The sequence below is a fragment of the Sulfurimonas sp. genome (assembly GCF_026196735.1).
In the GTDB taxonomy this organism is placed as follows: Bacteria; Campylobacterota; Campylobacteria; order Campylobacterales; family Sulfurimonadaceae; genus Sulfurimonas.
This window is the reverse complement of the sequence record NZ_JAPHUF010000018.1, coordinates 23,556-36,981: the sequence shown is the minus strand read 5'-3', so window position 1 is coordinate 36,981 and position 13,426 is coordinate 23,556. Positions and strand designations below refer to the sequence as shown.

Annotated in this window: 14 protein-coding genes; 6 read left to right on the top strand and 8 right to left on the bottom strand. The window is 34.3% G+C overall.

All coding sequences use genetic code 11. The features are described 5' to 3' along the window. From OQK60_RS10360 to OQK60_RS10335, 6 genes are all read left to right on the top strand, one after another. Positions 1-483: OmpA family protein (locus OQK60_RS10360; protein WP_297686747.1), on the top strand; the 483-nt coding region annotated here is incomplete at its 5' end. 1 nt (position 484) lies between these two features. Next, positions 485-1,057, top strand: coding sequence for a molybdenum cofactor guanylyltransferase MobA (gene mobA, locus OQK60_RS10355; RefSeq protein WP_297686745.1), 573 nt, complete (start codon positions 485-487; stop codon positions 1,055-1,057). A 73-nt stretch (positions 1,058-1,130) separates the two neighbouring features. Further along, positions 1,131-1,565: a hypothetical protein gene (locus OQK60_RS10350; RefSeq protein ID WP_297686744.1), complete on the top strand. Its 435-nt coding sequence runs from the start codon at positions 1,131-1,133 to the stop codon at positions 1,563-1,565. A 112-nt stretch (positions 1,566-1,677) separates the two neighbouring features. Next, positions 1,678-2,148, top strand: coding sequence for a cyclic pyranopterin monophosphate synthase MoaC (gene moaC, locus OQK60_RS10345; protein WP_297686743.1), 471 nt, complete (start codon positions 1,678-1,680; stop codon positions 2,146-2,148). Beyond that, complete coding sequence (locus OQK60_RS10340; protein WP_297686742.1) at positions 2,129-2,398, top strand: DUF493 domain-containing protein; 270 nt, start codon at positions 2,129-2,131, stop codon at positions 2,396-2,398. The genes moaC and OQK60_RS10340 overlap by 20 nt, the downstream gene beginning before the upstream one ends. Before the next feature lie 19 nt (positions 2,399-2,417). Next, positions 2,418-3,476 carry a DUF6781 family protein gene (locus OQK60_RS10335; RefSeq protein WP_297686740.1) on the top strand — a complete coding sequence of 353 codons (1,059 nt, stop codon included), beginning with the start codon at positions 2,418-2,420 and terminating at the stop codon, positions 3,474-3,476. Between the two features lie 11 nt (positions 3,477-3,487). On the opposite strand, the gene aroC is transcribed toward OQK60_RS10335, so the two are convergent. From aroC to ccoG, 8 genes are all read right to left on the bottom strand, one after another. Further along, positions 3,488-4,561 carry a chorismate synthase gene (aroC, locus tag OQK60_RS10330; protein WP_297686738.1) on the bottom strand — a complete coding sequence of 358 codons (1,074 nt, stop codon included), beginning with the start codon at positions 4,559-4,561 and terminating at the stop codon, positions 3,488-3,490. Then, positions 4,561-5,241: a ribonuclease III gene (gene rnc / locus OQK60_RS10325; protein WP_297686736.1), complete on the bottom strand. Its 681-nt coding sequence runs from the start codon at positions 5,239-5,241 to the stop codon at positions 4,561-4,563. The genes aroC and rnc overlap by 1 nt, the downstream gene beginning before the upstream one ends. Then, complete coding sequence (gene rnhA, locus OQK60_RS10320; protein ID WP_297686734.1) at positions 5,234-5,668, bottom strand: ribonuclease HI; 435 nt, start codon at positions 5,666-5,668, stop codon at positions 5,234-5,236. The genes rnc and rnhA overlap by 8 nt, the downstream gene beginning before the upstream one ends. Further along, complete coding sequence (locus tag OQK60_RS10315) at positions 5,643-6,689, bottom strand: tetratricopeptide repeat protein (RefSeq protein WP_297686731.1); 1,047 nt, start codon at positions 6,687-6,689, stop codon at positions 5,643-5,645. The genes rnhA and OQK60_RS10315 overlap by 26 nt, the downstream gene beginning before the upstream one ends. Further along, positions 6,690-7,157 (bottom strand): hypothetical protein, encoded by a 468-nt coding sequence (locus OQK60_RS10310; RefSeq protein ID WP_297686730.1) that lies wholly within the window; start codon positions 7,155-7,157, stop codon positions 6,690-6,692. A gap of 73 nt (positions 7,158-7,230) precedes the next feature. Beyond that, the gene (locus tag OQK60_RS10305; RefSeq protein ID WP_297686729.1) at positions 7,231-8,295 is read right to left on the bottom strand and encodes a YeiH family protein; all 1,065 of its coding nucleotides are present in this window, start codon (positions 8,293-8,295) and stop codon (positions 7,231-7,233) included. 52 nt (positions 8,296-8,347) lie between these two features. Then, positions 8,348-11,914, bottom strand: a complete 3,567-nt coding sequence (locus OQK60_RS10300) for a DUF748 domain-containing protein (protein WP_297686727.1) — start codon at positions 11,912-11,914, stop codon at positions 8,348-8,350. A gap of 57 nt (positions 11,915-11,971) precedes the next feature. Continuing rightward, a complete protein-coding gene (ccoG, locus tag OQK60_RS10295; RefSeq protein ID WP_297686725.1) occupies positions 11,972-13,393 on the bottom strand; it encodes a cytochrome c oxidase accessory protein CcoG in 1,422 nt (473 codons plus the stop codon). Positions 13,394-13,426 lie beyond the last annotated feature (33 nt).

Below are 13,426 nucleotides of genomic sequence, written 5' to 3'. Positions count from 1 at the left end.
TGTCCAAATACTCCAGCAGGAGTAAAAGTTGATGCTTCTGGATGTAAAATAGACGGCGATGATGATAATGACGGTGTTTTAAACTCTAAAGACAGATGTCCAAACACTCCAGCAGGTAATGTTGTTAACAGTGATGGATGTACAAAAGAAGTGAATCTTCATATCAATTTTGAAAACAACTCTTATGTTGTTGATGAGGCTTCAAAACTTAGAGTTGAAAAATTTGCAAATTTCTTAAAAGCTCGTCCTAATTATACTGCTCAAATCATTGGTCATACAAACAGCATTGGTCGTGAATCAACCAATCAAATCCTCTCAGAAAATAGAGCTAATGCTGTAAGAAATATGATTATCAGATATGGTGTAGCGGAAAATAGAGTTACAGCAATCGGTAAAGGTGAGAGCGACCCAATAGCTTCAAATGATACAGCAGATGGTCTTGCACAAAATAGAAGAATTGAAGCTACATTAAATAAAAACTAATATGTTTGACATACCTTGTGTCATCTTTGCCGGTGGCAAAAGCTCGCGAATGGGAGAAGATAAAGCTCTTCTCCCTTTTGGAGACTTTGACACTCTTACACAATTTCAACTCATTAGACTCAGAAAAATTTTTAAAACAGTATATATCTCATGTAAAGACAAAAATAAGTTTGATTTTAAAGCAAATTTTATAGAAGATATAAAAAGTGACAATACATTTGCTCCAACAACAGGTTTTGTATCTGTATTTCAAACTTTACAAGAAGAGAATTTTTTTGCTCTTAGCGTGGACTCCCCTTTTATAAGTGAAAAAGAGATAAGACAAATCATAGATGCTCATAAGAGTGGTTGTGATGCAACTATTGCAAGGACTTCAACTGGCATTCAACCAATGTGCGGAATCTATCACCGTTCATTAGAAAACAGGTTTATTGACATGTTAAAAGAAAATAATCATAAACTTGGATTTTTACTAAAATCCTCAAAAACAAACTTTGTAGAATTTAATGATGAAAAACCATTTTTAAATTTAAACCATCCACATGAATATCAAGAAGCATTAAAGCTTCTTTAGCGTACTGTATTGCTATTGTAATATACATGTAATATAATAAAAAATTTAATATCTAAACAAATAAAGGATTGTAATGCACTACTTCAACAAAGTAAAACTCGGTCAAGAAGTATTTAGTCTCATATACGGCAAAGGAGTAGTTGTCTTTGCTTTACCTAAAGAGCACAGATTGGATGGTTTTTTTGTCTTTGCTGCTGAGTATAAAAATAATCAAAGAGTACACTATACAATTGATGGCATGCCCAATTGGTCTTCACAAGACGGTTGCTGCCAAACGGTATTTTATGAAAAAGACATTAATTTGGGCGATATCGATATACAGCCGGCTCACAAAGTTATGTCTGAAAAACAGATTCTCAAATATAAAGATAAAGACATATTAGAGTTGAGATGCCCTTCAGGAATTTGGAGAAATGTAAACGAGTGTCCTCAGTATCTTGTGGATAAAGCTCTAAAAAAATCTAAATATTATTTATTTAGAAAAGAAAAAAAACAAACCAAAGACTAGCTTATATCTGTTAAGCCGGTCTTTTATCTGGCAAAATCACCACTTTACTCCATAAAATTAATTACTTTACTTCTGCTATAATAATAAAATACAAATTAAAGAGAAAACAATTATGAATTTAACACATCTTGATGAAAACCAAAGACCAAAAATGGTTGATGTATCAGACAAAAATCAGACAACAAGAGTAGCAGTTGCCAGTGGTATAATAGAGATGAGCCAAGATGCATACGACGCTATTGTTAGTGAAAAAACAAAAAAAGGTCCAGTACTCCAAACAGCAGTAATCGCTGCGATAATGGGAGTTAAAAAAACGAGTGATTTGATTCCAATGTGTCATCCGCTTAACTTAAGCGGCATCAATTGTGATGTGGAGGAGCTGGCAGAGCTTCCAGGATTTAAACTAACAGTAACAGCTAAACTAACCGGACAAACCGGTGTTGAGATGGAAGCACTAACAGGAACAAGCATAGGTCTTTTAACGATTTATGACATGGTTAAGGCGATTGATAAAGGCATGGTAATTCGACATGTACAACTAGAAACAAAATCAGGAGGCAAAAGTGGAGATTATAAACGCTAGAGATGAAAAACTGGAGCTTACTTACCCATGCTCCTGGTCTTATAAACTAATAGCCAGCGAGAGAGAAGCCTTAGAAAAAGCAATATATGATGTGATTGATGAGAGAGAACATAAACTGACTCACTCAAAAAACTCCAAGGGCGGCAAGTATGTTAGCATGAATCTTGATATGCTCGTACACAACGAAGATGATAGAAATTTTATCTATGAAGCACTAAAGCAACATCAAAACATAAAGATGGTGCTATAAAATAACAAAAGGATTTATGATGAACTTAGAAGAATTACAAGATAGTTTTAAAAGCCTATATAATAATAAATTTAGAAGTTTAGAAAAAAGAGTAACTTCTGTTATCGAAGTAGTTGCCAATGAAAAAGACATTCATTTAGATAAACTAAATCTTCATGAAGTAAAAACTCTTTCAGCAACAATTGTTAACTTAGAAACAAAAAAGTTACATGATGAACTTGAAATATTAATGGCACAAAAAGAGAAGCTCGAGAGAGATTTAACGAAAAAACTACATGAACTTCAAGAAACAAAGTACAGTGTTTTTAATACTATTGAATCAACCATAAACAAAGACGATACACTGACTATATCTAAACTTCACCAAGCAAAACTTCAGACTATCGATCTATTTGATTTGCTTAGTGAAACTGTTGAATCTGCGATTATTACAGCTTTAGAAAAATCCAAAGACTCTGAAGCCAATGAGACAATAGAAGAAGTTATAAAAGAGTTGACATATCAAACTATCAAAGAGGGAACACTTAACACTATCCGTGTTAGAAAAATTCTATCGACTATACTCAGCTCCTCTATAGATATTGCGGAGGCTTCACCAAATATGTCAAAAAACATCTTAGGATCGACACTAAAAGGGATGAGAGCGGGACTTATACACTCTATTGACAGATTTAAAAAGAGATTGGCTTATATGCCGCTTGAAGCGAAGCATATTTTAATAGAAGATTATGACACTATTATGGAAGATTTGGCTCAGACAGACACTCTGTTTTTACAAGTTGTTCAGACTCAGGCAAATGAAAGTAGTCCAAGTACGAGAAAAATTCTTGTTGAACTTAACCAAAAAATGCATCATGATCTTGAAGAGCTGGTTCATATGTCCAAAGAAACAGCCCAAGTGCTGAAAAATAGATTCTCCGAACTGGCAAAAACAGCTGTTAAAAAAGCTGATACTGCCCTTAACTCTGAGACAGCCAAGGAAGCAAAAAGAATGGGCATTCAGGCTTTAGGTGTTGCAAAGTCCGCACTTGAGAATGCTATAAAATCAGCTAAAGATGTAATCGATACAAAAAAATAAGCTCTTTTTGCTTATTTATAATATTTACTGACTCCGCTCATATTTGAGCCCATATTTAAAAGTAACATGTCAGCGATCACAAGTGCTGTCATTGCTTCGCAGACGACTGTTCCCCTAATCGCTACACAGGGGTCATGTCTGCCTTTTAAAGCAAAATCAACCTCTTCATTTGTAGTTGTAACTGTATGCTGCTCTTTAAATATAGACGGCGTCGGCTTAAAATATACATTCATAACAATATCATCACCGTTGCTTATGCCGCCAAGAATACCGCCGGCATGATTACTCTCAAAACCAGAAGCACGAATCTCATCATTGTTCTGCGAACCCAGCATTGATGCGCTAAGTATTCCATCGCCAATCTCAACCGCTTTAACAGCATTTATACCCATCATAGCATCTGCTAAAACAGCATCCATCTTGTAATAAAGCGGCTGACCCAAGCCAGCCGGGACACCTTTTACAAGAACACGCGAAACGCCGCCAACAGAATCATGCTCATTTTTTGCTTTTAGTATTGCATCTTTTTGTGTCTGCTCAACTTTAGAATCAAGTGCGTAAATAATACTTTTTTTAGCCGCTTCATAATCATATACATTTGATTTTATCCCGGCTATTTCACTGATACCGCTAAATACTTCAATATCAAGTTCTGCTAACATTAACTTAGCTATAGCCCCTGCTGCAACCCTTGCTGCTGTCTCTCTTGCTGAGCTTCTTCCGCCACCGCGATAATCTCTAATACCGTATTTATGAAAGTAAGTAAAATCAGCATGTCCGGGGCGAAACACATCTTTTATATTTGAGTAGTCTTTTGACTTTTGATTTGTATTATAAATAACCATGGCGATCGGTGTGCCGGTACTTTTATCTTCAAATACACCGCTCAATATCTCTACTTCATCTGCTTCTTTTCTTGCAGTTTCAAACTCACTCTTTCCCGGTTTTCTTCTATCGAGCTCACTCTGAATATACTCTTCATTTATATCAAGTCCTGCAGGAACGCCATCAAGAATACACCCTATGGCTTTTCCGTGAGACTCTCCAAAGGTACTAAATCTTAATTTTTGACCAAAACTATTCACTATTTTTCCTTCTTTAACATTTCTACTGCCTCTTGTGCTGCGACCTGTTGAGCTATTTTTTTACTTTTTCCAACTGCTCTTGCGTACTCTTTGTCTTCGATTATTACAGCTACTTCAAACTCTTTTTGATGGTCCGGTCCACGACTTGCAATGACTCTGTATTCTGGTGTCTCTCCAAACCTAGCTTGTGTCAACTCCTGAAGGGTAGTTTTAAAGTCTCTAAACAGAAAATCCAATGAGATTTCCTCATGATTCTTCTCAATTAAAGAGATAGCTATCTCTTCTGCTTTTTTCAAACCTGATTCAAGATATATTGCGCCTATTACAGCTTCAAAAGCATTTGATAAAAGAGATGGTTTTTCTCGCCCACCATTGTTCTCTTCAGCGTTTGAAAGATATATACACTCACCAAGATTGATTGAACGAGCCAACTTATCAAAACCTTCCTCATTTACCAAAGATGCTCTGATTTTTGAAAGCTTCCCTTCAGCCGAGTTAGGAAATTTATTGAACAGGTATTCACCAACAACCAAATCCAAAACAGCATCACCTAAAAACTCTAAGCGCTCATTATCGTAGGGCTGCTTATGACTTTTATGTGTCAGCGCTTCAATAATGAGCTTCTCGTTTTTAAACTTATAGCCTAAAGTTTTCTCTAACTTTTCTATATTTTTATTCATTTAATGACTCTTTCATTTTTTCTGCTTCTCTCCTTGCAAGTTCGTCACATCTCTCATTCTCTTCATGTCCGTCATGTCCTCTTACCCATATAGCTTTTACTTTATGAATCTTTGAGGCTTCTATATATTCCTTCCACAAATCTATATTTTTAACTTTTTTGAAATCTCTTTTTATCCAGCCGCTTAGCCACTCATTTATCCCTTTTGTAACATACGATGAGTCTGACACAATTTCAACTTCGCATGGCTCTTTTAAAGCTCTTAAACCCTCTATGGCGCCCAAAAGTTCCATTCTATTGTTTGTCGTATGAGCTTCGCTGCCAGAGAGTTCTTTTTCTTTGTTTGCAAATCTAAGAATAACTCCATAGCCGCCAGGACCAGGGTTTCCTAAAGCACTGCCGTCACTGAAAAGAGTTATTTTCTTCACTGAAATCCTTATGGTAATCTTTTACAAGAGAGAGTTCAACTCTTGATGTATCTATTGCATGACAACTGCTACAGCGGTTAAATGCAAATGGGAAGACCTGTTTACAACTGTTGCAAATATACTCAAAGCTAAGTGTAGCATTTACACTTTTGTTTATATTTATAAGCACATCAAGTTCAAAAGTAGAGCTTTTATCAGCCTTTTGTATGTAGCCTTTAGCCGTGTAAAGTTCCCTTAAATAGCTATTTTGCATTATTATATCAAAATTCAAATCTTTTTTATCGATATTCCACAATATATCTACCAATAACTCAGCCTTAGAGATATCAAAATTTTCCCATGCAAGCTTAGGATTAACACGAAAAATATACTCAAAAATAAGATATGTCAGTTGATTGGTTTGTTTATATATTTCAAGTAATTTTTGAACTTTCACATCCGTAGACATATCTAAATCATTTAAAAGTATCAAAGATTTCAAATAAGCACTATCAGTTTTTATATCTTTTTTTAACTCTTCTAGTGGTTCTAATATTTCCAGAGCTGCTGGATAATCTCTCATATATTCATATACTAAAAGAAGATAATTCAGTGCTTGTGGTGTTCTTGGATTGTTTTTAAGTATCTCTAAAAATATTTGTCTTGCCCGTTCGAGAAAACCTGCTTTAAAGTATGTTTTTCCGAGCAAAAACATCGTGTCTCTGTAGTTTGCTTTGTCGCCGACTTTTAGCAGTTCATTGTATATCTCTATACTTTTTTCATAGTTGCCGTTTTTTGCGTATGAATGAGCAAGCAAAAGCCAAGACTTTTCAGAGAGTTCCCCTTTTGTGATTAAAACTTTCAACTCACTTTGAGATGGAAGAGTATTGAACTGTTTTAAAAACTTATCTAGGTGCCTATGGTCCTCTTTTCTTTTAAACCTTGCCAGCCAATATGAGAAAAATGTTATCACAAAAACAAGTACAAAAAAGACTATAATCCCAAAAAGCGGGTCTCTAAACTCTATAAAAAAAACATTCATTTAGTCATACACCACTATACCGTAGTCATTTTTGAGATTATAAAATGTTGAGTCCGCTGTTATCTCCAAATCTTTCATCTTTGCCAGTTGGATGATAGAGTTCTTGTTTACCTTTATTCCAAACTCTATGAAGAATTTTTTGATATTTACAAACTTTATATCTTCAACAAATTTATACTCAAATTCTTTATATAATTTCATCTTGTCGTATGAGAATATATGTTCATTTACATGTAGTTTATCTGAAGCATATTTTATAGGAAGATGTCCTGAAAGGTCTGTTAGTATTTTTTCTACATGTTCGTGTTTCTCGGGCAGGGTGTTTTTCTGAACAAAAACATACTTGTTGTTTAGTTTTAAATTAGGCGTGTTCTTCCAATATTTATATGCTGGATTTGAGACTCCTAATTTAGAAGAGACTTCTCTCCAGAGCCAAAAAGAGTTAAGTGTATTTGGCAAGTGTGACATCTTTTGGCTCCTATATACAGATTTTTGACTCTATTATATAGTTTTTCTTTATATAGTTTTATTAAACAATATATTAGAATGTATTCATAATAAATTTAGTTACAATGAATCCGCCTAAAACCAACCATATAAAAAGTAATCCCGCTGTATAAACAGGTGCTAGACCCAGTCCTTTAAATTTTGCAAATCGTGTACCCATTCCAAGTGCAGTCATTGCCATTGTAAGCAAAAAAGTATCTATAATATTTATACTATCTACTATATTTTGCGGAACAATCTGAAGTGAATTAAATCCAGCCATACCAACAAAATAAACTGCGAACCAAGGTATAACAAGTTTAACAACACCAGTTTGTGTACCTGTATTTTTAGCAGTGTAAGACAAATAAATACCTAAAACTATAAGCATCGGAGCTATCATAATAACGCGAGTCATTTTAACAATTACAGCGGAATTTGCCATATCATCAGGAGCTCCGGGGACTGAAGCAGGGACTGCTACAACTTGTGCAACCTCATGAATAGTTCCACCGACATATATACCAAACTCTTTAGGACTCATGTGTAAAAAGCCCTGTGCGGGTTCAATAATAGTAGTATATAAAACCGGGTATAAAAACATCGAGATGGTTCCAAAAAGAACAACCATAGAGACTGCAATAGCGGTCTTATGTTCTTGCGCTTTTAAAACAGGTTCAGTTGCTAAAACCGCTGCCGCACCACAAACAGCAGCACCGGAAGATATAAGCATTGATGTGTCTTTTTCCATACCAAAGAGTCTATTTCCAGCCCAAGTCCCAAGTATAAATGTAGTTGAGAGCATGATAAGAGAGACCAAAAAGCCTTCTATCCCAACCTCAGCAATTTCTTGAAATGTGATACGAAAACCATAAAACACAATTGCAAAACGCAATATCTTTTTACCAGAGAAAGTAATCCCGCCAGCCCACTCTGTTGGTGTTTGATTATGAAGTGTATTTGCATAGAATATGCCCATAACTATACCAATAACAAGAGGAGAGATTCCAAGAGATTTAATAAACTCTATATCTGAAATCATTGTAGCTGCTGCTGCAAAAATAGCTACAAATATAACACCGTTGATAGTGCCCTTCCTGTTATCGAGTGAAAATGGCATTTAAATCCTTAGCAAAATAATGTGAGAATTATATCAAAAAAGATATTTATCTCTATTTTACTATTATTTTAAGTTCTGTTTTTATCCCATCATCCTCTTCAAGCTCTTCAATTTCATGCATCACCACCCTTGATGAGTCTATATTTTTTGTTAAAACAAGATACTCTTGAAGTTTAGCAGCTCTTGTGGTCGCTAGAGCTTTTAGTTCGTCAATTGAGACAGTTTGGATATCCCTGCATCTAGCAAGTAACTCTTTTGTATACTCTATTTTAAATATCTCATCTTTTGTGTATCTCTTTTCAAACTCTTTTTCAAGGGCATCCAAAGCTTTCTCGCCAACTGATTTTTCATATATATCTTCAAGTATATCTATTGTCGCAACACCTTTGCCATCACTTTTTTTCAATACTTGCAGCTGCAGTTTTTTTGCCTGTATTGCCTTTTTATCCAACTCTTTGTTATAGCTTGGTGCGATTGCCAAAGCCAACCTAGGTTTTTTTAGCAGTATTTTTACAATATTGTCGAGCTTCTCTTTTTCAGGAGGAAGAATACTATGCTCAGAGGCATCAAACTCTGCATATTTCAAGTCATCCCCGTTTATCCCCATTGCTGCACCTAAAAAGTTAAACGGTGAAGCTACTGCTTTTATTATCAAGTTTGCAAAAGTTTTCAAAACCAATGCGCCATACTTAAAGTCAGGTGCATCCAAGTTTCCTTCAACAGGCATATCGATGTCTATTACTCCGTCACTGTCCTCAAGTAAAGCAATAGCAAAACCAAGCGGCAGTTTCGTAATATTTTCATCTTCTATCTCATCACCTAGCTCTATGCTCTTTATAACAAGACTGTTCTCTCCAAGTAACTCTGAATCATGGATTTTATAATTTAAATCTAAAAACAACTTGCCTTTATCTATTTTATACCCCGCAAATTGTGCACTGTAGCCGCTATATGAATCAAGACTTAAGTTTTTAAAGCTAAATCCTATATCCGTAAATGATTTTATGTCAGATACCTCTATGCTCCCCTTTAATTTTGTAGAACCATACTCATCAACTTCTCCATCAATATCTATGTAACTTACCTCGCCTTTCTTTGTAGAAATAGCATAAATATCTCCATTTAAATCATGTATGGATGTCTTGAATCTTATAGGCAAAGAATAATCAGCAAAATTTGCCTTCCCGTTTGTTACATGTAGTCTCATGATCTTCATTGGAAACTTCTCTTCTTTAGCAATTTTTGAAGTATTCAAATCTTCTGTTTTTGTCAAGTTGCTATCATCTTTAAGCTTTGATAATTTGGCAAAGTTCATCTGTTTTTTTTCATCTATTTGTGCATCAACATAAAACTTATCAAGTTCTACCGTATCAATATACAAACTATTTGGAAACATCTCAAAGTTAAATGTTTTTAACTCTGTCTTAGCAAATGTGATCAAAGGAGTATGGCTTCTGCTGTCAGATAATTTAAACTTCTCTATTTTCAATCCGCCATTAACAAAGAGGTCTGCTTTTTTATCATCTTTGTTATATTCTAATTTGCTCTCTAAACTTAGGTATCCATCATCAATCTGTACAAACAGACTCTCCCCAAGATATGGAGTAATCTCTTTTAATGAGATTCTATTGAGTGAAATGCTTCCTTTTTGTTTAAGAGGAGTATGTCTAACACTGCCCTTTGATGAGACTGAGCCTTTTTCATTCACCCTCAGTGACATGTCATACTTCAGCCAGCTTTTCTCATTTGAATCTATATCATAGGCATTTATGTTTATTTTGTCTATCTTGCTTGTCGCAACGCTTTGGAGGCTGTCATCTTTAAAGGCTAGCTTTGCAGAATTTACATCAAAGTGTTTTAGTTTTACCCTGTAGGATTTCTCCTCTTGTGCGGTCTCACTTTTCTTGCTAATATTCTCTGTTTTAGCCATCTCTTTAGCTTCTACTAATCCCTCAAGGTTTATCGCACCGTTTTTATTTTTTTTAGCATATACTCCAAGATTATTTAGAGCTATTTTTTCTATATTCACATCTTTTATCTTAGTGTCTACTCTTACGCCATTGATATTAAAATTTTTAAAATCTACTAATTTTTCATCTGTATCTTTTCTGTTTAGTACAAATTTATCTAAGGAAAAATTTGCTCTTTTTACAAAAGCATTGATTGTTGAGTTTTCATCTTTTAGAGTTGCATTAACATCAAAGTTTGCAATTGCATTTTTAAGTTCAAGGTTGTAAGTCTTTAGCTCATTTGATGCTATCTGGTCAATGTAAGGTTTATAGTGAATAAGATCAAAACCTTGACATGTAAGATAAGTATTTAGCACAATGTTTTTATGTTTTACATCACCGTTTGAAGTACATTTAAAATTATCATTTAACATTAAATCCATCTCATATAAAAATGGTTTTTCACCGGCTAAAGTCACATCTTTTAGATTTATGTTTAACTCATTCAGACTTGTTTTGACATTTGGTTTTACACTAGCATCATCAACAGTGAGGGAGATTTTTTCTAAAGAGATGTTATCCAGTGCCACACTCCATGGAGTGGTATTACTGTCAGCTTTTTGTACCTCAACACTTTGTGTTTTTTCTTTCTCATTACCGACTCTTGGGTCTTTTAAGTACCCTAGCCAATCTATCTCTCCCTGCTCATCTCTTAAAACTTTTGCATCTAAAGAATTAAGTCTAATAAACTCTACATGTACATCTTGTTGCATAGGCTTAATCGTCACTCCGCCTACATGTAAAGCTTTCATATTCAATATATCATGATCTTTGGTTTTGGGTTTGATTCTTAGATTTTCCAAACTAACATGTAGATTTTCAATAGCTGTAGAGTTTAAATCATCTACATTTAGATGATAATCAGCACCAAAGGACAACTTTCCGTTTGCTACTTCAAAACCTATCATATCTTGTATATATCGCCACTGAGTATAAAGTTTACTTGCTTCAAATTTTATGCTGCCTTGTAGTTTAAAAGGCTTAAATCCTACAATTTCACTTCTAAAATCAACAAAACCGCCATCTTCTAAATTTGAATAGAACCTAAGGTTTGCATCGCTGGAATTAAAGTCGTTTGTGTCTATGTCCCTAAGCTCGAAGCCTATTGAGCGTAGCGAAAAATCAAACTTTTTGCTGTTTGTAAAATCTTCATAATCTACGCCGCCATCGCTTATTTTGATTACATCTACTATTACTCTTGGTATCTGAGTCTCTTCTTTTTCTACCTCATCTACACTCTTATCTTCTTCTGTTTTAAGCAGTGTAGAGAAATTAAGTGTTTTATCTTTGTTATAAATAACGGAAATTTTAGGTTTATCAATGACAATACTATTTACATGTATTGCAGCCCTTAGCAGAGAGTATAACTCCACATCAATTTCCAAGGACTTAAGAGATGCTAAATGTTCATTATTTAAGTCCTTTAATTTTATGCCGGAGAGTTCCAAGTTAAATATGAAAGGATTAAAGTAGACATCATTTATAAAGAGTTTGGCATTTGTTTTTTGCTCAACAATCTTTATGACTTGTGATTTTACAATAAGCGGAAGTACAAAAAAACCAAATAAAATATACAGTACTAAAAATGAGAGTACAATTTTTTTAAACATAGATAGACCTCTAAAGCTTTTATACTTTAGTCTATCCTATTGTTTTTTAAAATAAAATTATTTTGCCTCTTCAATAATGTCTGAACGAGGGTATGTAAAAGTTGACTTTCTAAACACCACAATCTTATCTTCATGCCCCAAAGCATAAACTCTTATTGTGATTGGAATTACACTGTCATGTCTAGCATCATTTGCCAACATGTCATAAGTTCTTAAGACAACAATTTTCTTTTTCTTTATTCCCGGAACTATAGTAAACTCTTTTTTAGGCTTGGCTATTTCTACATTGCCCTTCATGTCTTTAGGTAAAATAACTTCAAAAAAGAACTTCATGGTATCGTTTTGAGTATTTTGCACTAAGAATTCATATGCATTGTCTACTCTTACTCTACCGTCACTCATCTTTTTTACAGAATAGAGACGATTTTCTTTGTTTATATTAAGAAGCATATGCTCTTTTTTACTTCCCATAACAGCCATACCAACGGTAAGTCCTACTAAAAGAGCAATATAAAGAAGAATCTTAGGGCGGAAATATTTAGTTTTGCCTTTTTGATCTATAATCTCATAATCGCTTGACCAAGTAACAAGAGAAGGCTTGCCCAGCTTACCCATAACAACTGTACAGGCATCAACACATTCCAGACAGTTTATACACTCTAACTGCAGACCTTTTCTGATGTCGATATGAGTAGGACAAACCGTTACACAACTCTCACAAGCAGTACATTCGGCATGTGGTTCATTTACTTGAAGATCTTTTTGAGAGGTAAACTGCTTCTCTTTATGTTCATCATAAATATGTCCGCCTCTATTGGTATTATAAAGAGCCATGACTGTGTTATCATCATATAAAACTGACTGAACTCTTGAGTATGGACATACATAAATACAGTAGTCTTCTTGTAAAAATACTATGTCGTAAATAAGAAAAAGTGCTGAAAAAATAACTGTTCCAAAAAGAATTGTATGATCCATCGGATTTTGCAAATACTCAAAAAAATCCTCAGGCGGAACAAAAAACCAAATTAAGTTAGCGCTAGCCAATAAAGAAAGTGCTATCCATATAATAATTGCAATAGTTTTTTTAACCTTGTTTTCAAACTTGCTCATGTCAGGTTCAAGCTGTTTGTTTTTTATGCGTTTTCTAAGACGCAACATTTTTGTCTCAATCAAATCACGGTAGATTACACGAAATATCGTCTGTGGACATACCCATCCACAAAACACACGACCACCCATAACAGTCATCCCAAAAATACCTAAAAAGAGTATCATCAGTAAAAATGGTAAAAGATATAACTCCTGCATATCAAACTGAACAAATGCAAGATGAAGTTTTAGTTTGTCAAAACTAAGTAGGAAAAAATAACTGTCATTTACTTGTATCCAAGGTATAACTAAAGCCAATACCGTTAAAAAAGCAAAGAAATAATATCTATATATTCTCCAAGCTGTTGGCGCTTTAAAATCGCTCATAAATTACTCCAAATATATGTTTAATTACGCAAT

Coding starts and splice junctions, on each gene's coding strand:
- mobA (WP_297686745.1), top strand. CDS start 485: ATGTTTGACATACCTTGTGTCATCTTTGCCGGTGGCAAAAGCTCGCGA.
- OQK60_RS10350 (WP_297686744.1), top strand. CDS start 1,131: ATGCACTACTTCAACAAAGTAAAACTCGGTCAAGAAGTATTTAGTCTC.
- moaC (WP_297686743.1), top strand. CDS start 1,678: ATGAATTTAACACATCTTGATGAAAACCAAAGACCAAAAATGGTTGAT.
- OQK60_RS10335 (WP_297686740.1), top strand. CDS start 2,418: ATGAACTTAGAAGAATTACAAGATAGTTTTAAAAGCCTATATAATAAT.
- rnc (WP_297686736.1), bottom strand. CDS start 5,241: ATGAATAAAAATATAGAAAAGTTAGAGAAAACTTTAGGCTATAAGTTT.
- OQK60_RS10315 (WP_297686731.1), bottom strand. CDS start 6,689: ATGAATGTTTTTTTTATAGAGTTTAGAGACCCGCTTTTTGGGATTATA.
- OQK60_RS10310 (WP_297686730.1), bottom strand. CDS start 7,157: ATGTCACACTTGCCAAATACACTTAACTCTTTTTGGCTCTGGAGAGAA.
- OQK60_RS10305 (WP_297686729.1), bottom strand. CDS start 8,295: ATGCCATTTTCACTCGATAACAGGAAGGGCACTATCAACGGTGTTATA.
- OQK60_RS10300 (WP_297686727.1), bottom strand. CDS start 11,914: ATGTTTAAAAAAATTGTACTCTCATTTTTAGTACTGTATATTTTATTT.
- ccoG (WP_297686725.1), bottom strand. CDS start 13,393: ATGAGCGATTTTAAAGCGCCAACAGCTTGGAGAATATATAGATATTAT.